This window comes from Nocardia sienata NBRC 100364, from assembly GCF_001613205.1.
GTDB classification, from domain to species: domain Bacteria; phylum Actinomycetota; class Actinomycetes; order Mycobacteriales; family Mycobacteriaceae; genus Nocardia; species Nocardia sienata.
In genome coordinates this window covers 1-26482 of the sequence record NZ_BDBX01000042.1, presented here as the reverse complement: position 1 = coordinate 26482, position 26482 = coordinate 1, and the positions used below count along the sequence as shown (strand labels likewise).

Genomic DNA, 26482 nt, shown 5'->3' with positions numbered 1-26482 from the left:
CTCACACCTTCTGAGTAAGTCCGGCGTCCACGACGAGCTGGGTGCCGGTGATGTACCGGGACTCGTCGGACGCGAGGAACAACACCGCATTGCTGATATCCACCGGCTCCACCCAGGGCACCGGCAGGATCGTCCGTTCCGCGAGAACCCGCGCCGCGTCGTCGCGGCTCGGATCCGCCAGCCCGGGCAGTAATTTCGCGTAGACGTCGTCGTTCAGGATCATCGGCGTCGCCACCGAACCCGGATGCACGGTGTTGACCCGGATGCCCTGCGGGCCGAGCTCGTTGGCCAGCGTCCGCGCCAGACCCACCACCGCGTGTTTGCTCGCCGAGTAGTGCGCGGCGCCGGCGCCGCCCTTGACGCCGTTCGTCGACCCGACGATCACGATCGAGGCACCCGCGCCGAGATGGGCGGCCCCGGCCCGGACGGTGTGCCAAACCCCGGTGAGATTGATATCGAGGGCGCGCTGCCAGGCGTCGTCGGACAGTTCCCAGGTCGGCGCCAGATCCGCGTAGACGCCGGCATTGGCGACCACCACATCCAACCGGCCGAGCTGCGTCACCCCCGTGTTCACGGCTTCCTCGACCGCCAGTGGGTCACGGACATCTGCGAAACCGGTGACGCAGCGCCGGCCGAGATCCTCCACCTCCTCGGCCACCGCGAGCAGATCGCCCGCGCTTTCCGCGAGATCGAGCGCGATGATATCGGCGCCCTCCTCGGCCAGCCGGCGGCAGTGGGCGCGGCCCATTCCGCCCGCTGCCCCTGTCACCACCGCTACCCGGTCCTGCAGGCGCTTCATCGGGCGCCTCCGGCACATACCGCATCCATGCGGGCGACGCTAGGTGTGCCGGATACCCCGCGGTCGCGTTTCTCCCGGTCACCGGGCCGTGACCGAGACCGCTCCCGCTGGGCGGGAACGGCGTTCCGCGGTGTATCCGCTCTCCACTATCGGATGTGGGCCGGGGTGCCGCTCACCCACCGCCGATCATCGCCGTCCATGCTGCCGTTCGCACCGATCGTGTCGTTGCTGATCGAGCTGGACAAACGCCGAACATCGGTGGGCGAGCAGCGCGTGGTCTTCGGGGTGACCGCGGGGGTCACTGCGCATCGGCAGTGCTGGGTGACCGGCGCTCGGGCGAGTTCAGGGGCGGTGGCACGATGACCGCCGGCTGCGGGAGAGCGTTGGAGCCGATGATGGCGCGGACCGCGTCGGGGAGGTGACTGCGTCGGGCGCGTGGGGGGCGTTGTCCTTGTTGCAGGTATCGCTTGGCGAAGCTGAACGGCATGTCGACGATGGCCAGCACCAGCAAGTCGAGGTCGTCGCGGCGGGTCCGGCCCAGTAGTGCCTTGGCCAGTTCCACCATTACATAGTTCGTTGTCTGTTCGGCGTCTCGGATCTGGTCGAGGGTCTCCGCGGGCAGGCGCAGGTTCATCACGTCTTCGCGGGGCATTCGGTCCAGCAGCAAGGCGTCGTGGGGATCGGCGACGCAGTGGTCGAACAGCGCCAATGCCAATTCGACGATGACATCCATCGCGGGCGGGTCGCTCGGCAGGGTCTGCGGCCACACCGTGTGTGTGCGGCGAACCGCGCGCAACCACACCTGGGCCAGCAGCTCATCGACGGAGTCGAAGCGATGGTAGATCGACCCGACCGGTGCACCGGCCCGCGCGGCGATCGTGGTGATCGTGGCCCCGCGTGGCCCGCGTTGCAGCACGACCTCGCGAGCGGCGTCGAGCAGGGCATCGACGGAAAACAGCGTTCTGGCCATGCGGGGAGTATCCCAGACTCTCTGGGTTGCACAGAGCCCGTCTAGAGGATATTTTCTAGAAATGGATTTCGTGAAACCGTCGGTGGCATCTACTCCGACGCTGTCTCGTCTCGACGAGGTGGATGTCCTCGATCTCGGGGCCGGCGAGAATGTGATCAACCCGGACTGGCTCGATGCCGTCGACGCCCACCTCGATACCGTCACCGCTCGCTGCGGGCCCCGCGCGCTGGTGACCAAGGCCGACGGCAAGTTCTGGTCGAACGGGCTGGACCTGCAATGGCTGATGGCCCACGAGGAGCAGATCCCGGCGTTCAGCGCCCGCGTGCAGGCACTGTTGGCACGGATACTGACGCTCGATGTACCGACCGTCGCGGCCGTTCAGGGCCATGCGTTCGGCGCGGCGGCGATGCTGGCATTGGCCCACGATCAGCGGGTGATGCGCGCCGACCGGGGATACTTCTGCTTCCCGGAGGTCGATATCCAGATCCCCTTCACCGAAGGAATGTGCGATCTGATCACCGCGAAACTGACTCCGGCGGCAGCGCACGAGTCGATGACCACCGCCCGCCGTTACGGCGGCGGCGACGCGGTGGCCGCCGGGTTGGCCGATGTCGCCGTGGCGGAAGAGGAGGTGTTCGACCAGGCGCTGGAGCGGGCGCGAGCCCTCGCACCGAGAGCGGGCGCGACGTTGGGCTCGATCAAGGCCCGCCTCTACCGGCGTGCGGCGGCGACGCTGCGCGAGACGGGAGTGTGAGGATGGACCGGAGCGTGATCGCCTCGGACGGGGTCCGCCTGGCCGTTCGTGAGCGCGGCAACCCCGCGGCGCCGACGGTGTCGTGTGTGCACGGATTCCCCGATGACCACAGCGTATGGGACGGCGTGGCCGACGAACTCGACTCCGTCTTCCACAGCTGTACCAGAGTTCCACGATGTGCGACGGCATGGCCGAGATTTCGGGAAACCGGTTCCGACGGCTGTCAGGTCGTGCTGAACCGGTCCCGATAGGCGGCGGGAGAGGTGCCGAAATGCTGTTTGAACACGCGGTGCAGGGTCGATACCGAGCCGAGACCGACACTGCGGGCGATAGATCCGAGGCCGTCGTTCGTGTGTACCAGCAGCCGTGCCGCGGCATCGGCCCGCGCCGATTCCACATATCGTGCGGGCGGTATCCCTACCTGTCGGCGGAAGACTCGGGAGAAGTGGCGCGGGCTCAATCCAACCCGGGCCGCGAGCGCCTCGTTGACGAGATTCTCCGATAGATTGGCCGCGATCCATTCCTGGAGGCGTGCGATATGCGCGTCGGTACTCGTGGGTCGCGCCAGCAGTTCGCTGAACTGGTGCTGGCCGCCCGGTCTACGCAGATACATGACCAGCCATCGGGCCGTGCGACGCGCCAGTTCCGCGGTGTGATCCGCGGCGATCAGAGCCAATGCGAGATCTATTCCGGCCGAAACCCCCGCCGACGTCCAGATATGTGCATCCTGGATGAAGATCGCCTCAGGCTCGACCCGCAGATCGGGAAATGCACCCGCCAACTGCGCGGCGGTCGCCCAGTGTGTCGTAGCGCGCCGGCCGGTGAGCAATCCGGCCGCGGCGAGGGAATGGGCGCCGGTACAGACCGACGCGATCCGCGAGGGCCGGTCGGCGAGGGTGGAAATCCAGTCGACCAGCGCGGGATCGACCAAGGCCACGGGGCCGGTGTCGCCCATGAGGAGCCCACCGGGCACGACCACCGTATCGATCTGCCCATCCAACTCGTCCCAGGACACCTCGGCGACCAGAGACGTGCCGCCGGCGCAGCGGATCGGGCCCCGGCGCGCGCCGGCTATCACGGTCCGATAGCCGCGAGACGATGGGCCGAGGAGGCGATCAGCCGTCGCGAAGACTTCGACGGGGCCGGCGATGTCGAGTAACTCGACACCGTCGAAAGCGGTGATCACCACGCGATGCCGGGACATATCGGCAATCGTGCCCGTCCAGGGTGGGTGTCCACAATGACATGACCCTCGCAGATCAGGACATGGCCGAAATCCGGACAACCCTGTCCTTGTTGCCCCTCGCCTATCGCACTGAGGATTGAGATCGACAGCCGACCACCTACCCGCCGAAGGACCTCTCGATGCTCACCGCACTTCCTGATTCGCCCACCGCCCGAGCCGCGGCCGACCTCGCCGCCGAAGCCGCGCCGGCCGATCTGCTCAACCACAGTTATCGCACCTACCTGTTCGGCCGCTGCCTGGTCACCTCGAACGATATCGACCATGAGGCCGCGTTTGTCGCGGCGATGATCCACGACCTCGGTCTGACCGAGCGCCACCGGGGACCCGCCCAGTTCGCCGATGTGGGCGCCGAACTTGCCTGTCGCTTCCTGGAGGGCAGAGGGTGGGATCTGAACCGCATACATCTCGTGGAACAGGCGATTCTCCGGCACACGAATCTGCCCGCCGAACACGAACCCGTCTACCGGCTGATCCAGGCCGGTGCCGCTGTCGATGTCGCGGGCCTGGGCCACGGCGAAATCGAAATTGAGGATCTATCCGAGATCCTCACCGCGTTCCCGCGCCTCGATTTCGCCGCCCGCATGCGTCACCGATTCCTGCACGAAGCCGACGCCCACCCCGGGGGTGCTTTCGCCGATCTCGAACGCACCGTCGCCCTCTCCGAACGCTTCGCCACCAACCCGATCGATCGCCTCACCGATATCTCCGCCGTATTCCCAGCGTAATCCGCCGGCCTGCTTCCACTTCGCGGTGGCCGGAACAATTGATCGGGGCAGGCTCCCCGTAGATGTCCAAGCCGACATATTCGTTCTCGAGCCGGTTCATCAACCCGAACCGAGACGATCCAGTGCGGTACTGCGAATCCGGTTTGCGTGCCGCGACCGCACCGCCGGCTCGATATGGTCGATCGCCTCACCCGCGAACAGCCGGTGGCCCGATGCGGACATCAGGGGACGACGACCGCCCGGCCGCGCAGTGTCCCGGCGGCGAGCCGGCGATACGCCTCGGGTGCCTCGTCGAGGCCGAACCGCTCGGTCGCGATATCGAGGACTCCGGCGTGCGCGAGATCGATCAGCTCGATCAGTTCGGCCCGCGCACCCCAGTACGGTGAGGTCGCGGTCGTTTCGTACGGGCTGATCCCGAATCCGATCCGTGCGGCCGACTTCCCGTCGCCGATACCGACAATCGTCACATCGGAATCCACCCCGGCCACCGCCATGGCGGTATCGATGGTCGGCTGGAAGCCCACGAAATCCAGGACCAGGCTCGCCCCGGCCGGGCCGGTGATCTTGCGGACATTGCCGGCGGCCCGGTCATCGGAGAGCACGGCCTCGTGCGCACCCACCGACCTGGCGAATTCGAGTTTCTCGTCGTTCACGTCGAGGGCGATGATGCGCGTGGAGGACAGATACCGCAGCAGCTGGATGGCCACATGACCGAGACCGCCACTGCCGATCACGACCGTCCACGAGCCGGGGCGGATCTTGTCCAGCGAACGCTTGATCGCGTGGTAGGGGGTCAGCCCGGCATCGGTGAGCGGTACGGTCGCCACCGGGTCGAGATCGCCGATCGGCACCAGATGGCGGGGCGAATCGACGATCAGATATTCGGCGATGGCACCCGGTGAGCCGAGTCCCGGCGGCATGATGCCGAGTTCGGCGGCCCGGGAACAGTAGTTTTCCTGACCCTGGGCGCAGAACCAGCAGTTCCCGCAGCCCCAGGGGCCGTATACCACCACATTCGTGCCGATGTCGATACCGCGCACCCCCTCACCCAGCGCGGTGACCTGCCCGGCGCCCTCGTGCCCGAGGGTGAGGGGCAGCTGGATACCGAACTGTTCCGGTGGATTGTTCATGACGAAATCGTCGGAATGGCAGACCCCCGCCGCGGTCACCCGGAGCAGTACCTCGCCGGGACCGGGTTCGGGGGTGGGGATCTCGCGGACCTCCGGTTCTGCCCCGACGGTCACGTATTGCAGTGCCTTCATAGCGCCTGTCCTCTCTGAGCCGAGCGACTGGGTGCGTACTGGTGGAACGGCAGCGAACATGCGGATACACCGACTGGGACCAGGCTAGCCTCGACGTACCGGGCCGGGGCGCATTCATGCTCCCGGCCCGGTCCCGTGCAGGTGACGCCGACTATGTCGAGTCCGCGCGCCGCCACGACGCCACCACCGCGCCGAGCAGGGCGGTGAGGAGAATGAGCGCCAGGACGATCTGTCCGTGCAGGCCGAGGACGAAAAGGGTGCGATCGGCGAATTCGGGGTCATAGGTGGCGGTATCGGGGAACAGCAGCGCGCCGGCCATCCCGAGCCACGGGGTGGCCACGACCGCTGCCGCGCACAGCGTCCGGCCGCGGGTGTCGCGACCCGGCCGCAGGGTGAGTGTCAGACCGATGATGCCGAGGAGCACCGTCATCACCATGTACTGCGCGTCGTGGAACTTCGCGTGCGGTGGCCAGTTCGGATTGAAGGCGTGCTGTGCGGCCAGGTCGGGGACGACCAGGTCGGCGAGGACGGCGCTGACCATCGTGATCACGGCTACAGCGGCGACCACGAGGCGAGGGAAGGGCATCGAGCCGGGCCTTTCTTTGTATCGGAGGTGGGTCGGGTAGGTCGGGCAGGTCAGAGTGCCCAGGAGTAGGCGGGGGTTATCGAACGGCCGAACAGGGCGCTGGGCAGGAGGGGGAGCGCGGTGTCGCGGAGCGCGGTTGCCAGTGGTGAGTCCCAGTGCGCGGGGGCGCCGACCTGGCGGGAGAGCCGGGCGATCATCTGGGTGCGGGGTCTGCGGAGGCGGTCGTATTCCGCCAGTCCCTTGTCGACGCCGTGGGTGTCCACGGCCGCGGCGAGCGTGACGGCGTCCTCCAGTGCCTGGCAGGCGCCCTGCCCGAGGTTGGGGGCCATGGCGTGCGCGGCGTCTCCCAGAATCGCGACTTTTCCGTGGACGTAGGTGCGGAGATTCGGTAGCTCGTAGGTGTCGTGCTGCAGGACGGCATCCGGGTGTGCGGCATCGAGTAGTGCCGGAACCGGGTCGTGCCAGCGCGCGAACCGCTCGCGAAGCCGGTCCAGTCCGGCACGGGATCCGGCCGGGGCGTTGGCCATCAGATAGCAGTAGATACGGCCGTCGGGCATCGGAACATAGCCGACTCGTTCCCCCCTGCCCCATATTTCGACGCTGCCCTCGACAGGGTGGGGTGCGATGAGCAGGCGCCAGGTGGTGTATCCCACGTAACGTGGGCCGGCGGCATGCGGCCAGAGTGCGCATCGGGTCACGCTGTGCACGCCGTCGGCGCCGATCACGAGATCCGCGGTGGCGGTGCCGCCGTCGTAGTGGACTGTGCCGTCGGGTAGTACTTGCCGCACGGTGACTCCCGGTCGCAGAGCTTGCGTGGGAAGCGCCCCGCGCAGGATGTCCACCAGTGCGGCCCGGTGAATGATCGCCCACGGGCCGAAGCGTCGTTCGAGTGCTGCGATGTCGTTGCGGATCAACCAGGTACCGTCGGCGCGCCGGATACCCCGCGGCGGACCCGCCTTACCGCCGGTGCGCAGGAGATCGCCCAGGCCCAGCGTGTCCAGGGCGCGCAGCCCGTTGGGTTGGATCGACAATCCCGCGCCGATTTCGGTGATCTCCCGCGCGCGTTCGAGTACCTCGACCTGCCAGCCGACCCGGTGGAACGCCGCCGCAGCCGCCAGCCCGCCGATACCGCCGCCCACCACGAGCGCCTTCATCGCCGGCCCCCGTGCTCGCGGACCAGGCCGATACCGGCGCGCATCCGAGCGGATCTGGACTGCCGCCACCACACCGCCGCTGTGAACAGCGCCACCGCGGGGAGCGCCCACCACCAACGTTTCATGCCAACTCCTAGATACTCTAGAATATTTAGAGACATTAAGACAACATAGATGCTCTAATATGTCAATGAGTGTGGCGAACCGGCAGAAAGGCGAGGATGTCGACACAGACGGGCGGCAGGCGCGCGCGGCTACGCAACGCCACTTTGAAGGAGATCCACGAGGCAGTACGCACCCTGCTGGTCGAACAGGGCCCCGCCGCGGTGACCGTCAACGCGGTGGCCCGGCAGGTCGGGATGAGCGGCCCGGCTCTCTATCACTACTACGCCGGCCTCGATGCCCTGGTCGGCGCGGTAACAGCGGATTTCTTCGACGAGCTCGCCGCCGCTATGGAACAGGCCCGAGACGCGCGCGCGGACGCCCCGGTGGGCGAGCGCATACTGGCGGCCTGCCGCGCCATGCGCGCCTGGGCCATCACCCACCCGGCCGAGTTCGGCTGGATCTTCGCCGCGCCGATAACCCCGGCGAACCGGCAACCGGAATCCGCACGTCATCGGGCCGGACAGCGGTTCGAACGGGTGCTCCTGGACCTGACCGTCGAGCTCTGGCAGACGCGCCCGTTCCCGGTGCCCGATACGGCCGACCTGCCCGAGTCCCTACGCGAGCAGCTGAACGCCTACTCGGCCACCATCGGCGAACAGCTGCCGCCCGCGGCCGCGCACGTCTTCCTGTCCTGCTGGATCCGGCTGTACGGCCTGCTGTGCATGGAAGTCCTGCACCAGCTCGACTTCGCCTACTCCGACCTCGAACCGGTCTACGAAGAATGCCTCCACGACCTCACCGGCATCCTCGGCCTGGCCTCCACCGACCAGCCGAGGACCTGAGCATCGCCCATCCCGGTTCCCGGACCGGCCTATGACCCCGGCCGGCATTCGCCCCGGGCCGCTCGGCTGCCGTCCGACACGGCCCGGGCAAGGCCGGCCCAGCGCGTGCGCGGCAACAGCCGACTTCCCGGAGGTGTGCAGCAGACCGGCATGGTGGCGGTGGTATCGGATCCGGCGTACCGGACGCTGCGGCGCCGGCCGGTCAGCGCTGTGCCGGTGGGCGGATACCCGAGTACCAGTCGAGCAGGGCCGGGTCGTCGACGGCGCTGCGCTCCACCACGCGGGCCGGGTCGGCGCCCTGGAACAGACGTTTGATCGGCACCTCGAGCTTCTTGCCGGTACGCGTGTGCGGGACCGCCGGGGCGCGGAGGATCTCGTCGGGGACGTGCCGCGGCGAGACCTCGGTACGGATCACCTCGTTGATGCGGCCGCGCAGTTCGTCGGTGAGTTCGGCGCCGGGAGCCAGGACCACGAACAATGGCATCCAGTATCCGCCGTCGGGTTGTTCGGCGCCGATGACCAGCGCTTCGGCGACCTCGGGAAGCCGCTCGACCGCTTGATAGATATCGGCGCTGCCCATCCGGATACCGTGCCGGTTGAGGGTGGAATCGGAGCGGCCGTGCACGACCACACTGCCGCGGCCGGTCAGGGTGATCCAGTCGCCGTGCCGCCACACGCCGGGGTAGGCGTCGAAATAGGCGTCGTGGTAGCGGGCGCCGTCGGGATCGCGCCAGAAATAGATCGGCATGGACGGCATGGGGGCGGTGATCACCAGCTCGCCCACCTCGCCACGCACCGATTGCCCGACCTCGTCGTAGGCGTCGAGGGCGACCCCAAGGTAGGGCGCGGAGAGTTCACCCGGCCAGACCGGTACCGTGGGCGCCCCTCCGGCGAACGCCGAGACCACATCGGTGCCACCGCTGATCGAGGCCACCGGAACATTCCCGGCGTTGTCGCGCAGCCACAACGCCGACGCCGGCGGCAGGGACGAACCGGTGATACCGATCAGCCGCAGGGCGGACAGATCGTGATCGGTGCGTGGTATCGCGCCCGCCTTCATACAGCCCAGCACATAACCGGGACTGGTGCCCAGCACGGTGGCGCGGGTGCGGGCGGTGATCTCCCACAGCGTATCCGGCCGGGGATGGGCCGGGCTGCCGTCGTAGCAGACGATGGTCGCCCCGGCCAGCAACCCGGCGACCTGGAAGTTCCACATCATCCAGCTCGGGCTGGTGTACCAGAAGAAGGTATCCTCGGGCCCGATATTCGATTGCAGGGCAACAGCTTTGAGGTGTTCGAGCAGCACCCCGCCGTGACCGTGCACGATGCCTTTGGGCAGTCCGGTGGTGCCGGAGGAGAACACGATCCACAGCGGATGCGCGAAATCGACGGTTTCGGTTTCCGGGAGTGGTTCACCGCCGGACGGGTCGGCCGCGGCCGACCACGGGGTGCTGTCCGGAATTTCGACACCCAGCCGCGACACCACCACGGTGGCGCGTACGGTCTCCAGGCCGGCCCGCAACGCGGCGATATCCACGCTCTTGTCGTGGGTCTTCCCGCCGTAGCGGTACCCGTCCGCGGTCACCAGGACCACGGGCTCCAACTGACCCAGCCGATCCAGCGCGGCCTTGGCCGAATAATCCTGCCCGCAGGCGCTCCACACCGCGCCCACGGCCGCGGTACCCAGGAACGCCACCACCGTTTCGGTGATATTCGGCAGATAGCCGACCACCCGGTCGCCGGGCCGGACACCGAGCCCGCGCAGGGTACGGGCGAACGCGGCCACCGCGGCCGCCAACTCCGCCCACGAAGTCGCCACCACGTCCGCGCTGCCCTCGGTGACCTGCAGTATCGCCGGCCGGTCGGTCCGCGCCTGCGCGACCACCCGATCCACGTAGTTCAGGGTCGTGCCGGGAAACCAGCGCGCCCCGGGCATCTCCGGGCAGGGCAGGACCTCACCGGCGATGGGTCCGAGCTCGAAGTACTCCCACACCGCCAGCCAGAATTCGGCCAGATTGTCCACCGACCAGCGCCAGAGCGCGTGGTAATCGGGCAGTTCCGCACCGGTACGCGCGGCGACGAAACGGGCGAAATCGGTGACCCGGGCGTCGGCGATATCGCGTTCGGTCGGTACCCACTGAGGTTCCACCGGCAAAGGACCCTTCTGTGTATATTTGCGCGCCTTCGGCGCGCGGGTCGGGGCCCTGTGACCCCGATTCTTCCCTCCTCCGCTCAGTCGCTGCGCTCCCTCGCTCCGTCGGTCCAGAATCGGGGGCGGGCCCCGACCGTGGAGGTAGACCATCTGGAGGAGACGGAAGGTGCGTGCTGTCGTGCGCCTCGACCGGCCTGGGGAGGTTCACTTCACTGTAAGTGCTCAATGGTCGCCGATCTCTGGACTGTCGACTGCACACGCTCAGTCGCTGCGCTCCTTCGCTCCGTCGGTCCAGAATCGGGGGCGGGCCCCGACCGTGGAGGTAGACCATCTGGAGGAGACGGAAGGTGCGTGCTGTCGTGCGCCTCGACCAGCGTGGGGAGGTTCACTTCACTGTAAGTGCTCAATGGTCGCCGGTCTCTGGACTGTCGACCGCACATTTCATTCTGGGCTGCGCTGGAGGAGTTGTTCGGCGTGACGGAGTAGGGGTGCGTCCACCATTTTGCCTTCGTAGGCGAAGACTCCGCGGTGGTTCGGGGCCGCGGCCAATACGCCGCGGGCCCAGTCCAGTTCCTCGGGCGACGGGGCATAGGCGGCGCGGATGTCCGGGAGCTGGGCGGGATGGATGGCGACCTTGATATCGAAGCCCACCGCCACCGCGTCCTCCGCCTCGGCGCGCAGGCCGTCGAGGTCGCGGATATTCAGGTAGACCATGTCCAGCGCCAGGCGCCGATGTGCCTTGGCGGCCAGTAGACCGGTGCTGCGCAGGTGCCGTGCCACATCGCGGTAGCTGCCGTCGGGGCGGCGGGTGCCGGTACCGCCCATGGCGGCTACCAGGTCCTCCACGCCGCACATCACGCCGCGGGTATTGGGCGCGGCGGCGATCTCCTGGATCGCCAGGACGCCCGCAGGGGATTCGATCAGGGCGAAGACCAGGTATTCGCCGAGGCCGGTGACCTGCTGCGCGGATTCGGTTTTCGGCAGCATGACCATCCGGTATCCGGTGCGCCGCAGGGCCTCCAGATCGAGGTCGTGGTCGGGGGTACCGGCCGGGTTCACCCGCACCACGGTGGTCGCGGGGTCGAGAGGGGTTTCCACGAGCGCGGTACGGGCGGCGGGTTTGTCGGCCGGCGCCACACCGTCCTCCAGGTCCAGGATCACCACATCGGCGGCGTCGGCGGCCTTACGGTAGCGCTCGGGGCGGTCCGCGGGGCAGAACAGCCAGGCCGGGCCCGCGGATTGCCAGGTGGCATCCGCGCTGTATGGATCGGTCACTGCCGGTACCTCCTCGAGGTGTTCGCGCCGGCGCTCACGGCCGCTCTTCCGACGGGCGCAAGCGGATCAGCGCGTTGCGGACGGCCACCCCGACCACGGCGCCGTGCTGATTGCGGGCGACGTGGCGGAAGGTGACCACGCCCTGACCCGGCCGACTCTTCGATTCCCGCTTGTCGAGCACGACGGTCTCGGTGTAGACGGTGTCACCGTGGAAGAGCGGGGCCGGGAACTTGACCTCTTCGAAGCCGAGGTTGGCGACCGTGGTGCCCTGGGTCAGATGCGCCACCGCCTGCCCGATCATGGTGCCCAGGGTGAACAGGGAGTTCACCAGCCGCTCATGGAACGGCTCCTGGGCATCACTGAAGGCTTTGTCGATGTGCAAGCCCTGCGTGTTCATCGTGAGGGTGCTGAACAGGACGTTGTCGGTTTCGGTCATGGTGCGGCCGGGACGGTGCTCGTAGAGCACTCCGGTCTCCAGCTCCTCGAACCACAGACCGGTTTGCACCACCCGTTTCAGGCCGGATACGTCGTGATCGACGTCCTTGGTGATCTTTTCGCCGCTCACAGGCCGAGCTCCCGTCCGATCAGCATGAGTTGTACTTCCGTGGTGCCCTCGCCGATTTCGAGGATCTTGCTGTCCCGGTAGTGCCGGGCCACCGGGTATTCGTTCATGAACCCGTAGCCGCCGAAGATCTGGGTGGCATCGCGCGCGTTGTCCATGGCCGCTTCACTGGCCACCAGTTTGGCGATGGAGGCCTGCTTCTTGAACGGTTTCCCGGCCAGCATGAGCGCGGCGGCGTCGTAATAGGCGGTGCGGGCGGAATGGGCGCGCGCCTCCATCCGGGCGATCTTGAACGCGATCGCCTGGTTGCTCCCGATCGTCTTCCCGAACGCTTCGCGCTCCCCGGCGTAGCGAACACATTCGTCCACACAACCCTGGGCCGCTCCGACCGACAGTGCGGCGATGGCGATCCGGCCCTCGTCGAGGATGCGCAGGAAGTTGGCGTAGCCGCGACCGCGTTCGCCGAGCAGGTTCTCCTTGGGTACCCGGACCTCGTCGAAGGTGAGCGGATGAGTGTCCGAGGCGTTCCAGCCGACCTTGTTGTAGGCGGGTTCGGCGGTGAACCCGGGAGTGTCCGCGGGCACCAGGATGGTGGAGATCTCCTTCTTGCCCCCGGTCTGCCCGGTCACCGCCGTCACCGTCACCAGGGCGGTGATATCGGTACCGGAGTTGGTGATGAACTGTTTGCTGCCGTTGATCACCCAGCTGTCGCCGTCTTCGACCGCGGTGGTGCGGGTGCCGCCGGCGTCGCTGCCCGCGCCCGGCTCGGTGAGCCCGAACGCGCCGAGATTCTGCCCGCTCGCCAGCCGCGGCAGCCACTCCTGCTTCTGTTTCTCGTCGCCGAAGCGGTAGATCGGCATGGCGCCGAGCGACACCCCGGCCTCCAGGGTGATGGCGACGCTCTGGTCGATCTTGCCGAGTTCCTCGAGGGCCAGGCAGAGGGCGAAATAGTCACCGCCCATCCCGCCGTACTCCTCCGGGAACGGCAAGCCGAACAAGCCCATCTTCGCCATCCCGGCGACGACTTCGTACGGGAAACTGTGCTCGGCATCGTGTTTCGCCGCCACGGGGGCGACCACCTGGTTCGCGAAATCCCGGACGGTCAGTGCCAGGTCGCGGTAGTGCTCGGGCAGCGTGCCGGTGGACAGGAAATCGGTCACCTGTGCCTCTTCTCGTTCTCGGTGTGGATTCGCCGGTTCCCGGGCCGGATCAGTTCGCGGCGGGTTCGGTTTCGGTATCGGCCGGTTCACCGGCCGCGGGGGCGGGTTCGGGATGCACCCGCGCGAGCACTTCGTCCAACCGCACCGGCGCGCCCGCCGCGACGAGTATCTCGACGGTGCCGGCCAGCGGCGCGGTCAGCGAATGCTCCATCTTCATGGCTTCGACCACCAGAACCGGATCGCCGGCGGCCACCGGTTTCCCGGTCTCCGCCGTCACGGTGAGCACCGTTCCCGGCATGGGACTGCGGATCTCGGCGTCGTGCGCGACGGCGTCGCCCGCGCGCACCGACTCCTCGGCCAGTTCCCGAAGCAGGGCCGGCCCGGACGCGCCGGCGACCCAGATCGCGTCCCCGGATTCCGCCACCCGGTAGTCGCGGCGTATCCCGTCGAGCGTGAGGGTCACCGGGTAAACCACTGTTCCGCCGGGCAGTCCGGCGGCGGCCTCGTCTCGGCCGAGCGCGGCGGCGGCCTGCGCGGGCTCGCCGTCTTCGATCCGCACCGCGGCGGCCTCCGGGGTACCGGTGAGGTCGACGTGCACCACCCGGTCTCCGCCCGCCAGCCGGATCCGGATCGGTGCCTGTGCTCCGAGCCGCCAGCCGTCCGGACGATCCCACGGGTCCGCCGGACCCGTCGGCCAGCGGCGCAGCCACCGGTACACGGCCGCAGCCGCGAAGATATCGTCGGTCACCGGCGGCGCGTGGAAGTCACCGGCCCGCCGGTCCAGCAGCGCGGTGTCCAGCCGGCCCGCCGCCACATCCGGGTCGGCCAGCAGGAACCGCAGGAAGTCGATATTGGACCGGACCCCGAGCAGCACCGTCTCGGCGAGTGCCCGGTCCAGGGTGGCCAGCGCCGACTCCCGGTCGGGACCGTGCGCGACGACCTTGGCGAGCATCGGGTCGTAATCGCTGCCCACCACCGTGCCGACGGCGAGCCCGGAATCGACCCGGACCCCCGGGCCGCCGGGTTCCGCCAGATCCAGCACGGTGCCGCCGGTGGGCAGGAAATCGCGGGCCGGATCCTCGGCGTACACGCGGGCCTCGACGGCATGGCCGTGCAGCCGGATATCGTCCTGTTCCAGCCGGATCCGCTGCCCCGCCGCGATCTGGACCTGGCATTCCACCAGGTCGAAACCGGTGATCATCTCGGTGACCGGATGCTCCACCTGCAGGCGGGTGTTCATCTCCATGAAGAAGAATTCGTCGGGCCGGTCGGCCGAGACGATGAACTCCACCGTGCCCGCGCCCACATAGTCGACACTGCGCGCGGTGGCACAGGCGGCGGCGCCGATCCGGGCACGGGTGGCCGGGTCGAGCAGGGGTGAGGGCGCTTCCTCGATCACCTTCTGGTGCCGGCGTTGCAGGCTGCATTCGCGTTCGCCGAGATGCAGCACAGTGCCGTGGGTGTCGGCCAGGATCTGCACCTCGATATGGCGGGGCCGGGTGACGAACCGCTCCAGGAACAGGGCGTCGTCGCCGAACGCCGCGGCGGCCTCGCGCCGGGCGCTGACCAGCGCGGCGGGCAGCGCGGCGGGCTCGTCGACGCGGCGCATCCCCTTGCCGCCACCGCCCGCGGACGGTTTGACCAGCACCGGGAAACCGATATCGGCGGCCGCCGCGACGAGCTGCTCGTCGGTCAGCCCGGGTTCGGCGATCCCGGGCACCACCGGAACACCGGACGCGGCGACCGTGGTCTTCGCGGTGATCTTGTCGCCCATGATCTCGATCGCCGTGGCGGGCGGGCCCAGGAACACGATTCCGGCGGCGTGCAGCGCGGCGGCGAAAGCGGCATTCTCGGAAAGGAATCCGTAGCCGGGATGCACCGCGCCGGCGCCGGTGCGGCGGGCGGCGTAGACGATGCGGTCGATGTTCAGATAGCTGTCCCGGGCGGCGGCCGGACCCAGCCGCACCGCGATATCCGCGGCCCGGACATGCGCGGCCCGCGCGTCGGCGTCGCTGTAGACCGCGACCGAGCGCAGGCCCATGGCCCGCAGCGTCCGGATGACCCGCACCGCGATCTCGCCGCGGTTGGCCACCAGCACCGTGTCGAAGGGCAGGGGGTGATTGGAGTTCAGCATGGTGATCACATCCGGAAGACGCCGTAGGAGACCGGCTCCAGCGGCGCCTGCGCGCACACCGAGAGCGCCAGCCCGAGCACGGTGCGGGTATCGGCGGGGTCGATGACGCCGTCGTCCCAGAGCCGGGCCGTCGAATAATAGGGATTGCCCTGCTCTTCGTACTGTTGGCGGATCGGTTCCTTGAACGCCTCCTGGTCGGCTTCACTCCACGGCTGCCCGTTGCCGTCGAGCTGGTCACCGCGCACCGTGGCCAGTACCGACGCCGCCTGCTCCCCACCCATCACCGAGATCCGGGCATTGGGCCACATCCACAGGAACCGTGGCGAATAGGCGCGCCCGCACATCGAGTAGTTGCCGGCGCCGTAGGACCCGCCGATCACAACGGTCAGTTTGGGGACCCGCGCGCACGCCACGGCGGTCACCATCTTCGCGCCGTGTTTGGCGATACCGCCGGCCTCGTAGTCGCGGCCGACCATGAAACCGGTGATGTTCTGCAGGAACAGCAGCGGGATCGCGCGTTTGTCACACAGTTCGATGAAGTGGGCGCCCTTCATGGCGGATTCGCTGAACAGCACGCCGTTGTTGGCCACGATGCCCACCGGATGGCCGTGGATATGGGCGAAACCGGTGACCAGTGTGGTGCCGTACTCGGCCTTGAACTCACCGAACCCGGCGGCACCGGACTCGTCCGCGTCGACGATGCGGGCGATCACCTCGCGCACGTCGTAAGGGGTGCGCAGGTCGGCGGGCACGATGTCGTAGAGCTCGTCGGCCGGGGCGGCGGGTTCGCGGGCGGGCCGCACCTCCCAGGCCGGTTGCGGGCGCGGGCCCAGGGTCGCCACGATCCGGCGGACCGTACGCAGGGCATCGCGGTCGTCGTCGGCGAGATGATCGGTGACCCCGGAGGTCCGGGAATGCAGGGCGCCGCCACCCAGTTCCTCCGCGGTCACCACTTCACCGGTGGCTGCCTTCACCAGCGGTGGGCCGCCCAGGAAGATCGTGCCCTGATCGCGCACGATCACCGCTTCGTCGCTCATGGCCGGAACGTAGGCCCCGCCGGCGGTGCACGACCCCATGACCGCGGCGATCTGGGCGATACCGCGGGCGCTCATGGTGGCCTGGTTATAGAAGATGCGGCCGAAATGTTCGCGGTCGGGGAACACTTCGTCCTGTTCGGGCAGGTAGGCGCCCCCGGAGTCGACCAGGTACACACACGGCAGGTTGTTGTGCAGCGCCACTTCCTGGGCGCGCAGATGCTTCTTCACCGTGATCGGGTAGTAGGTGCCGCCCTTGACCGTGGCGTCGTTGGCCACGATCACGCATTCCCGGCCGGAGACCCGCCCGATCCCGGTGATGATGCCGGCGCCGGGGCAGGCGCCGCCGTACATACCGTCGGCGGCCAGCGGAGACAGTTCCAGGAACGGGCTACCGGGATCCAGTAGCTGGTCCACGCGGTCACGAGGCAGGAGTTTGCCGCGGGCGATATGGCGTTGCCGGGCCTTCTCCGGACCGCCCCGGGCGGTCTCGGTGAGGCGGTGACGCAACTGGTCGGCCAGGGCGAGATTCGCGGTCCGGTTGGCGGAACCGGACCGGGTGGCGGGCGCTGGGCTCGCGGTGCGGGTCATCGCGTCATCCTGACGTCTGAGTTAATCGCTGATAACTGGAATTGAGGTTAATCTTGACTAACCGAGTTGTCCAGGGCTGGTGAAAGGAGTACGGGTGACCAGTGCCGATTCTGCCACCCCGACCCGCCGCGAACTGCTGAAACAGCAGCGGCGCGGCCAGTTGCTCGTCGCCGGGGCCCGGCTCATCGCCGAACGCGGCTACCTCGGTATGCGCCTGGACGACCTCGGCGCCGCGGTCGGGATCAGTGGCCCGGCGGTATACCGGCACTTCCCGAACAAGGAGGCGCTGCTGGTCGAATTGCTGGTGGGGATCAGCCGCCGGTTACTGGACGGCGGCAGCGCCGTCGCCGCCGGCGCGGAGGGCCCCCGGCAGGCGCTGGCCGCGCTGGTGGAATTCCACCTCGACTTCGCGCTCGGCGAACCCGAACTCATCCGCATCCAGGACCGTGACCTCGACAATGTGCCCCCACCCGCCCGCCGCGAGATCCGGCGTACCCAGCGCCGCTATGTGGAGGTGTGGGTGGCGGTGCTGTGCGAGATGACGCCCGGCCTCACCGAGGAGACCGCCCGGGTACAGGCCCACGCGGTGTTCGGCCTGCTCAACTCCACCCCGCACAGCGCAGGCCCGGCCCGGGACCGCAGCCGCGCCGTGCTGCGCTCGATGGCTCTCGCCGCGCTCACCGGGCCCCCGCCGGACTGAGTGAGCGGTGCTGAAAATCGGGTTGCGTACCGGCTCTGACCTACATCTCGACCGTTGGCGAAACCGTCGAGAGCAACCTCGCGCCGGTCTTCGAACGGCTCGGCCCGCGAGCGAAGGAGGCGATTGTGACCACCGCAGAAATGATCGAGGCACGCAAGTAGGGGCAGGGCCGGCCGATCAGAAGGTCAGGTCGGACCAGGGGATAGTGATCGGGAACGGGTGGTTCATCGTGATCGACCCCGTATCGGTCGGCGACCAAGCGCCCGCCAGGATGTAGTTGGCACGATGCAGCACGGTGATACCGGGCTCGGGAGGACGCACGTCGGGTACGAGCGTGTAGGCGTGGATATGAGCGATTTCGCTGCGCTGGGTCGCCAGGGTCACCTCCCAGTACCAAGGAATCCCGGCTTTCGCGTAGCGGGCCTTCTTCAATTCCATGTCGGCGTCCGAATTCGACGGCGACAGCACTTCGCCCACCAGTACGACCCGATCGGAGCGCACATACCGGTACGGTTCGCTCATACACCGATAGACCATGAAGTCCGGGGTGACGAAGTCCGACATACCAGTTCGGCCGAAGAACACATTGGTCTCGGTGCTCACCCGCCAGCATTGCTCGGGGTCGGCCGACATCGCCGTACGTGCAGATCGCCGCAGTCCGCTCCAGAGCAGGTTGGTGAACTCCTGGTGCTCATGGGGGCCGCGTCGCAACCACACCACTCGCCCATTCCAGAGTTCGATGCGTTCGGCAATCTCCTCGGGTAGGCTCTCGAGCTCCTCCCAGGTCATGTACTCCGGAAGTTCGGGGCGCTGTACATCCGGCCGCGACATGGTGCCATAGTAGCCCAAGCACGCCTTTGGCCTGCGAGTTTGCTCGGACCGAGGCTCGACGCGCTGGTCTTCGAACGGCTCGGGTGCTGACCGCCGCCACCCTCGACGAACTGTTCGCCTGAACCCCGCGCGCCGCACGGGAACGCTGCCCGGGGCTTCGCTGGTTATGGGTAGCACCGCACTACATCGGTGCAGCGGCAGTTGACCCTGACGTAGGGTGAACCTTTCACCATGGTCGGCATGTCTGCGAAAGTCGAGCACTTCACGGTCCGTCACGGCGATGTCACCATCGCGATGTCTCGCGGTGGCAGGGGGCGACCGCTGGTCCTGTGCCCCGGACTCCTCACGACACAGGCCGATCTGCACGAGCTGACCGACCTGCTACGGCGCGATCACGATGTGGTGAGCTTCGACTTGCGGGGGCATGGCCTCTCCTCGGCCGCCGGCCGGTACTCCTTCGAGGCGTTCCTCAGCGATTTCCGCGCTGTCCTGGCCGAGGTGGGTCGCCGCGGACTGCCCTCGCAGCCTGTTCTCGTGGGTCACTCACTGGGCGCGGATCTGGTCGTGCACTATGCCTGCGAGCATCCCGGCGCCGCTGCCGAGCTGGTTCTCATCGACGGCGCGAACCCGGTGCCCGAACCATTCGTCACCGAGGCCGATCTGCCGGAGTTCCGTGCGATGTTCGACGGCCTCGCGGCGTGGACCCGGAGCCTGGAAGGTACCCCGCGTCAGTTACTGCTGACCGCCCCGGAGGCGCTCGACCTCAACCTGGAGGTGGATGTCGTGCGTTCCGAGATCCTTGGCCTATATCGGAAGATCGACGCTCCGATCAGCATGATCATGTCGACTTCGATGGCCGGCGACAGCGGCGAAGGGCGCGCGCCGTGGCGTAATCAGAACTGGCGGGCAGGTATAGAGCGGCTGGTTCGCGATCGGCCGCACATTTCCGTATCGTGGCTCGACGCCGGCCACGGGCTGATCGTCACCCGCGCCCAGGAGATCGCCCAGCTCATCCGGGGTACAACCGGCCGGCGGAATTCGTGACCGTCCTCGGGCCGAGGAGACTGTTCCGATGCTGACCATCGGCGAGGTGGCCTCGCACGCCGGGGTGACGGTACGGGCAGTGCGGCACTACCACGCGAAAGGGCTGCTGCCGGAGCCGGAGCGGGACCACTCCGGTTATCGGCGATACGACGCCGCCGTGGTCGTCGAGCTGATCCGGATCCGTATCCTGGCCGAGGCGGGGGTTCCGCTGGCGCGCGTGCGGGAGCTGTTACAGGCCGGCGCAGCGGAGTTCGCCGCGGCGCTCGCAGATATCGACGAGCAGTTGCAGGCGGAGATCCGGCAGCGGCAGCGGCTGCGCGGCCGGATCGCCTGTCTCGCTGCCGGGGAAGATCTGGCGCTACCTCCGCAGTTGGTCGAGTTTCTCGACCGGCTGCGGGCTCTCGGCGTCGACGAGCGGATCGTCGGCGTCGAACGTGACGGCTGGATCCCGCTGGCCGCGCATGCGCCGGAACGGGTTCCGGAGTGGATCGCACGCAAGTGGGAACAGATGGCCGACCCTGCGCTCATCGATTTCTATCTGACGTTGGGCGAGGCGCTGGATCGGCCCGATGACCGGAGCCTTGCCGAATTGGCCGACAAGATGGCCTCGTACCTCACGCGAATGGCCGCCACACGGGGCGAACACTATCTCAACATCTCCGATATCGAACCATCCCTGATCGAACTTCTGGACACACTGGCATTCGAGACCTGGCCGCCGGCCCGTCGCCTGACCGAACTACTGACACAGCGAGGCTGGACAGGCTGGACCGAGCTCGGGCACACGGACCCACCACGGGGCGCTGATTAGGTCCTGATCTGCGCCGATAGGCCGAGAGCAGCTACTTGCGGCGGTGTTCAGCGCCGGATGCGCGCCGCCGCGTCGCGGGCGGCGTCGGCCCGATCGATATCGGCCAGATCGAAGCCTTTGGTCTCCCGGGCGACCATCACCGCCACGGCGGTCACCGCGGCCGCGCCCGCCAGATACAACGCGATAGGCACCGCCGAATCGAAGACCTCGAGTAGTTTCACAGCGATCACCGGAGCCAGCGAACCGGCGACGATCGAGGTCACCTGGTAGCCCAGCGATACCCCGGAGTACCGCATTCGCGTCGGGAACATCTCCGCCATGACGGCGGGCTGCGGGGCGTACATCCCGGCGTGCGCGATCAGGCCGAGCATTATCGCGGCCGTGATGATCCAGCCGTTGCCGGTATCCATCATCGGGAAGGCGAAGAAACCCCAGGCGCCGGCCGCGACGGTACCGGCCAGATAGACCGGTCGCCGGCCGATCCGGTCGGCCAGGGTGCCGACCAGCGGAATCGCCGCGAAGTGCACCGCGTGGGCGGCGAGCAGCCACCACAGGATGTCGTCGGTGGCCATACCCTCACGCACCTTCAGATATGTGATGGTGAACGTGACGACCAGGTAGTACATGATGTTCTCGCCGAAGCGCAGGCCCATCGCGGTGAACACGCCGCGGGGGTACCGCTTCAGTACCTCTATGGCGCTGAACGACGCGGACCGCACCTGTTCGGCCTCGCGCCGCGCGGCGGTGAAGATCGGCGCGTCGCTCACCTTGGTGCGCACGTAGTAGCCGATCAGTACGACCACCGCCGACAACCAGAACGCGATCCGCCAGCCCCAGGAGAGAAAGGCGTCGTCGGGCAGGGTCGCCGTGAGTGCCAGCAGTACCAAGGTGGCCAGCAGGTTCCCGCCCGGCACGCCCGCCTGCGGCCAGCTCGCCCAGAAACCGCGACTCCGGTTCGGGCTGTGCTCGGCCACCAGCAGCACCGCACCGCCCCACTCCCCGCCGACTGCGAAACCCTGCAGGAACCGCAGTACTACCAGCAGCACCGGGGCCGCGTAACCGATCTGGCCGTAGGTCGGCAGACAGCCCATCAGGAAGGTCGAGGCCCCCACCAGGATCAGGCTGAACTGCAGCAGCCGTTTGCGACCGTAGCGGTCGCCGAAATGGCCGAAAACGATCCCGCCGAGCGGGCGGGCGGCGAAACCCACGGCATAGGTGAGGAAGGCCTTGAGGATCGCGTCGAGTTCGCTGTCGGACTCCGGGAAGAAGATCTTGCCGAACACCAGCGTAGCGGCGGTGCCGTAGAGGAAGAACTCGTACCATTCGACCACGGTGCCCGCCATGGAGGCGGCGACCACGCGGCGCAACCCGGACCGATCCGACGGCGGGGTTCCGTCGGCTTTCCCGGCCCTGTCCACCACACTCATCGCCGACTCCTCACACGCTCCGGCCCCCGGCGAGGGGCCACACGGAGTATCGCCTGCCGGCGGTCGCGGTATCAGCGGTTTCGCGGGGTTGATGCGGCGGGCCCCCCTGGTCGGCGGGAGCGCGCTCCCGCCGACCAGGGGGACCCGCCCCGCCGCCACGGTCGCGCGGCGGATGCGGTCGCGGCGGATCGCCTCACCGGGCCAGTTGCAGAACGAGCGTGGCGACGACCGGAGCCAGGTAGAGCAGCGGGAACACCGCGGTCCGGTACGAGCGCGCCCGCAGCGCGGTCGCGGTCGCGCCGAGGAAGTAGGCGATCAGGCCGATGGCCGCGGCCACGCCGAGCACGGGTACGACGAAACCGGCGAGCAATCCCAGCGCCCCAGCGCTCTTGGCCAGCGCCAGCCAGTTCCACCACGAGCGCGGCACACCGTACTGTTCGAGCGATTCGACGACGAACTGCTTCTTCGCGAACAGCGAGTAGCCCGAGAACCCGACCCACAGGGCGGTCAGGGTGGCGACGATGTAATAGGCGATGTCCATGGCGAACCTCTTCTCTCCGGCCGGTGCACTCCCGGCGAACACTGCGTCGACGACACAGGCCGGCCGGGTGTGACATCGGCCGGGAGCACCAGGCCCCGACCCGCGGGGCTGTAGGCGAGGTAAACAGCCCCGGCGGCCCTAGGCTTAGCCGTATGGCCTCACTTTCCGACCCCAAGGTGCGTGAATTTCTCAGTTACGGAACCCGAACCGCCAAAGTGGCGTTCACCGCGAGCGACGGGCGTCCGCTGGTGACGCCGGTGTGGTTCCTGCTCGACGGCGACGAGATCGTTTTCAACACCGGCAAGGAGACCGCCAAGGGGAAGGCACTGCAGCGCGATCCCCGGATCGCGATGGTGGTGGACCTCGAGGAGCCGCCCTACGCGGCAGTACAGATCCAGGGCACGGCCACCCTGTCCGAGGATCCGGCCGAGCTGCTGCGGTCGGCGACCGCGATCGGCGGGCGCTATATGGGTACGGCCCGCGCCGACGAGTTCGGGCGTCGCAACGGTGTCCCCGGCGAACTGCTCGTCCGGGTACAGCCGACCAAGGTCATCGCGTTCTTCGACGCTGTAGGGAGCTGATCGCGGCGGTCGTACCGGCCGCGGCCCGCCCGGGTTCCGACGGTTACGCGGTGGGGCCGCGGTGCGCGGAACCGGTGGACGGCGCGGGGATGATCGGCGGCGACGAGTCGGTGGAGGTGGCCGGCGCACAGGTGGGACGCGATCACATCCGCCGGGCGGGCCCGGGCAGTGCGGGCCCCGGCCGGTGCCTACACTCCACGCATGACGGTGCACTTCATCGGAGCCGGGCCCGGCGCCGCGGACCTGCTGACGGTGCGCGCGGTGGAGTTGCTGCGGCAGTGTCCGGTATGCCTGTTCCCGGGCACATATCTGGATCCGGAGGTGCTCGGTCACTGCGCGCCGGCCACCGAACTCATCGATACCCAGCGGCTCGACCTGGACGAGATCACGGCGCATATGGTGCGCGCCACAGCGGCGGGTCACGAGGTGGCGCGGTTGTGCTCGGGTGATCCGTCTCTCTACTCCGCCCTCACCGAACAGACACGCCGGCTCGATGCCGCCGGCGTGCCGTGGGATATCACCCCGGGTGTGCCCGCCTACGCCGCCGCGGCGGCGCTGCTGGGAACAGAGCTGACCGTCCCCGAGGTCGCGCAGTCGGTGGTGCTCACCCGTATGCGGGCCCGGTCGACCGCGATGCCGGAGACCGAGGCCCTGGCGGGGTTCGCGCGCACGCGGGCCACGCTGGTGCTGCATCTGGCGATCACCCGTATCCGGCAGCTCGCGCGAGAACTCGTCGAAGACTACGGGCCGGGTTGCCCGGTCGCTGTGGTCTATCGTGCGAGCCAGCCGGATCAGATCGTGTTGCGCGGCACACTGGCCGATATCGCGGACCGGGTCGAGGCGGTGGGACTGTCCCGGGCGGCGGTGATCCTGGTCGGGCGTGCGCTGGAGCCGGAAATCGATTGTGCGCAATCGCACCTCTACGACCCGGCGCGCGACCGCAGCCACCTGAGCGGATAGCGGCGCGCCTGCCGGACTCTGCCGACGCGGCCGGGAACTGGCCCTCGACCGGCGGGACCGTCACCGAACGCGGTTGGTGCCACGGCCGTGCTTCGGTAGATTGGGTCGGTGGTCAGGAGTCGACGCCCGGGTGCGATAGCACGGTGGCATGGGGCACCGGGTGTGCCGGGTGGTACGGGGCACCCGATGTAACGGCTCCGACTTCACAAACGGATAACTCCGATGGACATTTCTGCCTGAGCAAATGAGAAGTGGGCCTGGAACCGCGGTTGCCGCGCTGTCGGCGGTGCGCGTCGCAATCCGGGTGTTGACGGGAAGCGCACGCGTGCGTTCCGGAAGCGAGGTTACGGTTGGACCGGCTGGACAACGGCGGGAACGGTACGGACAGTGGCGCAGCAGCCACGGACGGGAACCTGTTCCCTCTGTCGCCCGCGCAGCTGGGCATCTGGTATGCGCAGTACCTGGACCCGCAGGTTCCGATCAATATCGCGCAGTACGCCGAGTTGCGCGGTGAGCTCGATGTCGACACCCTGAGCCGGGCCGTCGTCGCCGCCTCCTTCGAGATGCGCTCCTCCTTCCTGCGGATCGTCGAACGTGACGGTGAGCCGTTGCAGTGGGTCGACTATTCGATCGCCGACCACGAGCGGGTCGGCTATGTCGATCTGCGCGGGGCCGACGATCCGGCCGCCGCCGCCCAGGAGTGGATGCACACCGAGTACAGCCGACCCCTGGACCTGACCCGGGATCGGCTGGCCGTCTTCTACGCCCTGCAGCTGGGCGACGAACACTGGTACTGGTACTCGCGCGTCCATCACATCGCGATCGACGGGCTCGGCGCGATGACCGCAGTGAACCGGGTCGCCGAGCTCTACACGGCCTACCGCAACGGGACCGAGCCGGCGCCGGCCAAGGCGGCGACGCTGGGCACGCTGTACGAGCAGGAAATCGCCTATCGCGGCAGCGCTCGCTTCGAAGCGGACAGGGAATACTGGGCCGAACGCGTCGCCGGACTCGAAGCGGGCAACGGCCTCACCGGCCGGACAGCTCCGCCGGCCGCACGCAAGGGAGTGCGGCGCGCGGCGTTCACCGATGACCGGCAGGCATCGCTGGACGCGGCCCTGGCCCGGCGTGATTCCACCTCGGCCCAGGAACTGCTGGCCGCGTTCGCCGCCTACCTGGCCCAGTGCAACGGCACCGAGGAAGTGATCCTGAGTCTGCCCGTCACCGCGCGGGTCACGGCGGCCATGCGCCGCTCGGCCGGCGTGATGTCGAATATCGTGCCGCTGCGGTTGCGCGTCGGATACGACACGACGGTCGCGGACCTGCTGCGGCAGGTCCAGTTGGAAGTGGCCGGGGCCCTGCGCCACCAGCGCTATCGGAGCGAGGACATCCGCCGCGACGCGGGCGCGACCACGACCTCCTTCGGCCCGCTGGTCAACATCATGCTGTTCGACGACCAGATCGTCCTGGGCGAGACGGTCGGCACCCTGCAGGTGCTGACCACCGGCATCATCAACGATCTCAGCGTCAACCTCTATCAGTCGATGCGCGGCACCCGATTGAATCTCGACTTCGAGTTCAATCCCAATCTCTACACCACCGCCGAGGCAGACCGGCACCACACGCGTTTCCTGGACTTCTTCGACCGCTTCATCGCCGCCGGAACCGATACGGCGGTGTGGGAGCTGGACCTGCCCACCTCGGCCGAACGCAGTCGAACCCTGGTGGAGTGGAACAATTCGGCGCGGGCGGTGCCGAACGTCACCCTGCCCGACCTGCTCGCCGGACAGGTGGCGCGTACGCCCGACGCGATCGCCGTCGTCGCCGGGGACCGGACGCTCACCTATGCCGAATTCGCGGGCCGGGTCAATCGGCTCGCGCGCCATCTGATCGAAGCCGGGGTGCGCCCGGAGACGCCGGTGGCGATCGCCATGCGCCGGTCGGCCGAGTTGGTGGTGGCCATCCACGCGGTCGTCACCGCGGGTGGGGCGTATGTGCCGCTGGATCTGGATCATCCGGCCGAGCGGATCGACTATGTGCTCGATACCGCCGCGCCGCTGTGTGTCCTGACGAGCAGCGCGGATGCGTTCGACACGGCGCACCGTCCGGTGGTGGTGGTCGACGAGGTCGATCTGTCCGGGTACGCGGATACATCCCTGTCGGATGCGGATCGCCGTGCGCCGCTGCGGCCGGGCAATGCCGCCTACGTGATCTTCACGTCGGGTTCGACCGGTCG

25 protein-coding genes are annotated in these 26482 nt (G+C 68.2%); 9 read left to right on the top strand and 16 right to left on the bottom strand.

Translation table 11 applies throughout. The features are described 5' to 3' along the window. Nucleotide 1: 1 nt before the first annotated feature. A complete protein-coding gene (locus tag NS4_RS22275) occupies nt 2–799 on the bottom strand; it encodes a mycofactocin-coupled SDR family oxidoreductase (protein WP_063061463.1) in 798 nt (265 codons plus the stop codon). A 298-nt stretch (nt 800–1097) separates the two neighbouring features. Beyond that, a complete protein-coding gene (locus NS4_RS22270; RefSeq protein WP_063061462.1) occupies nt 1098–1769 on the bottom strand; it encodes a TetR/AcrR family transcriptional regulator in 672 nt (223 codons plus the stop codon). 61 nt (nt 1770–1830) lie between these two features. Here NS4_RS22270 and NS4_RS22265 point away from each other — a divergent pair, with 61 nt between their 5' ends. Beyond that, nucleotides 1831–2523 carry an enoyl-CoA hydratase/isomerase family protein gene (locus NS4_RS22265; protein WP_063061461.1) on the top strand — a complete coding sequence of 231 codons (693 nt, stop codon included), beginning with the start codon at nt 1831–1833 and terminating at the stop codon, nt 2521–2523. Between the two features lie 223 nt (nt 2524–2746). Here the strand turns inward: NS4_RS22265 and NS4_RS22260 are convergent, their stop codons facing one another. Next, nucleotides 2747–3727, bottom strand: a complete 981-nt coding sequence (locus tag NS4_RS22260; RefSeq protein ID WP_063061460.1) for a GlxA family transcriptional regulator — start codon at nt 3725–3727, stop codon at nt 2747–2749. Between the two features lie 161 nt (nt 3728–3888). On the opposite strand from NS4_RS22260, the gene NS4_RS22255 reads away from it, so the two are divergent. Further along, complete coding sequence (locus NS4_RS22255; protein ID WP_063061459.1) at nt 3889–4494, top strand: HD domain-containing protein; 606 nt, start codon at nt 3889–3891, stop codon at nt 4492–4494. Between the two features lie 221 nt (nt 4495–4715). Here NS4_RS22255 and NS4_RS22250 read toward each other — a convergent pair whose 3' ends face one another. The 4 genes from NS4_RS22250 to NS4_RS33705 all read right to left on the bottom strand — a co-directional run bounded on the left by NS4_RS22250 (nt 4716) and on the right by NS4_RS33705 (nt 7621). Continuing rightward, on the bottom strand, nt 4716–5756 hold the full coding sequence (locus NS4_RS22250) for an NAD(P)-dependent alcohol dehydrogenase (protein WP_063061458.1): 1041 nt from the start codon (nt 5754–5756) through the stop codon (nt 4716–4718). Nucleotides 5757–5907: 151 nt separating this feature from the next. After that, on the bottom strand, nt 5908–6342 hold the full coding sequence (locus NS4_RS22245; protein ID WP_063061457.1) for a DUF6640 family protein: 435 nt from the start codon (nt 6340–6342) through the stop codon (nt 5908–5910). A 50-nt stretch (nt 6343–6392) separates the two neighbouring features. After that, nucleotides 6393–7496, bottom strand: coding sequence for an FAD-dependent monooxygenase (locus NS4_RS22240; protein WP_063061456.1), 1104 nt, complete (start codon nt 7494–7496; stop codon nt 6393–6395). Next, complete coding sequence (locus NS4_RS33705) at nt 7493–7621, bottom strand: hypothetical protein (protein WP_281219875.1); 129 nt, start codon at nt 7619–7621, stop codon at nt 7493–7495. The genes NS4_RS22240 and NS4_RS33705 overlap by 4 nt, the downstream gene beginning before the upstream one ends. Before the next feature lie 96 nt (nt 7622–7717). Between NS4_RS33705 and NS4_RS22235 the strand changes: the two genes are divergently transcribed. Beyond that, nucleotides 7718–8443, top strand: coding sequence for a TetR/AcrR family transcriptional regulator (locus NS4_RS22235; protein ID WP_063061455.1), 726 nt, complete (start codon nt 7718–7720; stop codon nt 8441–8443). Between the two features lie 202 nt (nt 8444–8645). Here NS4_RS22235 and NS4_RS22230 read toward each other — a convergent pair whose 3' ends face one another. The 6 genes from NS4_RS22230 to NS4_RS22205 form a co-directional block, all read right to left on the bottom strand. After that, nucleotides 8646–10592: an acetoacetate--CoA ligase gene (locus NS4_RS22230; protein WP_063061454.1), complete on the bottom strand. Its 1947-nt coding sequence runs from the start codon at nt 10590–10592 to the stop codon at nt 8646–8648. 444 nt (nt 10593–11036) lie between these two features. After that, the gene (locus tag NS4_RS22225) at nt 11037–11870 is read right to left on the bottom strand and encodes an HpcH/HpaI aldolase/citrate lyase family protein (RefSeq protein WP_063061453.1); all 834 of its coding nucleotides are present in this window, start codon (nt 11868–11870) and stop codon (nt 11037–11039) included. 34 nt (nt 11871–11904) lie between these two features. Beyond that, nucleotides 11905–12435, bottom strand: coding sequence for a MaoC family dehydratase (locus NS4_RS22220; RefSeq protein ID WP_245665620.1), 531 nt, complete (start codon nt 12433–12435; stop codon nt 11905–11907). Then, complete coding sequence (locus tag NS4_RS22215) at nt 12432–13592, bottom strand: acyl-CoA dehydrogenase family protein (protein WP_063061452.1); 1161 nt, start codon at nt 13590–13592, stop codon at nt 12432–12434. The genes NS4_RS22220 and NS4_RS22215 overlap by 4 nt, the downstream gene beginning before the upstream one ends. Nucleotides 13593–13641: 49 nt before the next feature. Further along, entirely contained in the window at nt 13642–15726 is a 2085-nt protein-coding gene (locus NS4_RS22210) for an ATP-binding protein (RefSeq protein WP_063061527.1), read from the bottom strand. 5 nt (nt 15727–15731) lie between these two features. Continuing rightward, the gene (locus NS4_RS22205; RefSeq protein WP_063061451.1) at nt 15732–17351 is read right to left on the bottom strand and encodes a carboxyl transferase domain-containing protein; all 1620 of its coding nucleotides are present in this window, start codon (nt 17349–17351) and stop codon (nt 15732–15734) included. Nucleotides 17352–17445: 94 nt separating this feature from the next. On the opposite strand from NS4_RS22205, the gene NS4_RS22200 reads away from it, so the two are divergent. Then, a complete protein-coding gene (locus NS4_RS22200; RefSeq protein ID WP_063061450.1) occupies nt 17446–18051 on the top strand; it encodes an SACE_7040 family transcriptional regulator in 606 nt (201 codons plus the stop codon). 177 nt (nt 18052–18228) lie between these two features. Here NS4_RS22200 and NS4_RS22195 read toward each other — a convergent pair whose 3' ends face one another. Beyond that, nucleotides 18229–18882, bottom strand: a complete 654-nt coding sequence (locus NS4_RS22195; protein WP_063061526.1) for a Uma2 family endonuclease — start codon at nt 18880–18882, stop codon at nt 18229–18231. 240 nt (nt 18883–19122) lie between these two features. On the opposite strand from NS4_RS22195, the gene NS4_RS22190 reads away from it, so the two are divergent. Then, nucleotides 19123–19926, top strand: coding sequence for an alpha/beta fold hydrolase (locus tag NS4_RS22190; RefSeq protein WP_157106179.1), 804 nt, complete (start codon nt 19123–19125; stop codon nt 19924–19926). 28 nt (nt 19927–19954) lie between these two features. Next, nucleotides 19955–20737 (top strand): MerR family transcriptional regulator, encoded by a 783-nt coding sequence (locus tag NS4_RS22185; protein ID WP_063061448.1) that lies wholly within the window; start codon nt 19955–19957, stop codon nt 20735–20737. Nucleotides 20738–20784: 47 nt separating this feature from the next. Here NS4_RS22185 and NS4_RS22180 read toward each other — a convergent pair whose 3' ends face one another. Continuing rightward, the gene (locus NS4_RS22180) at nt 20785–22164 is read right to left on the bottom strand and encodes an MFS transporter (RefSeq protein WP_063061447.1); all 1380 of its coding nucleotides are present in this window, start codon (nt 22162–22164) and stop codon (nt 20785–20787) included. Nucleotides 22165–22357: 193 nt separating this feature from the next. Next, a complete protein-coding gene (locus tag NS4_RS22175; RefSeq protein WP_063061525.1) occupies nt 22358–22705 on the bottom strand; it encodes a DoxX family protein in 348 nt (115 codons plus the stop codon). Nucleotides 22706–22857: 152 nt separating this feature from the next. Between NS4_RS22175 and NS4_RS22170 the strand changes: the two genes are divergently transcribed. From NS4_RS22170 to NS4_RS22160, 3 genes are all read left to right on the top strand, one after another. Further along, complete coding sequence (locus tag NS4_RS22170; RefSeq protein ID WP_063061446.1) at nt 22858–23286, top strand: PPOX class F420-dependent oxidoreductase; 429 nt, start codon at nt 22858–22860, stop codon at nt 23284–23286. A 201-nt stretch (nt 23287–23487) separates the two neighbouring features. Continuing rightward, nucleotides 23488–24246 (top strand): precorrin-4 C(11)-methyltransferase, encoded by a 759-nt coding sequence (gene cobM, locus NS4_RS22165; protein WP_063061445.1) that lies wholly within the window; start codon nt 23488–23490, stop codon nt 24244–24246. Nucleotides 24247–24596: 350 nt separating this feature from the next. After that, nucleotides 24597–26482 (top strand): condensation domain-containing protein (locus NS4_RS22160; RefSeq protein ID WP_157106178.1); only part of this gene is annotated, 1886 nt, incomplete at its 3' end.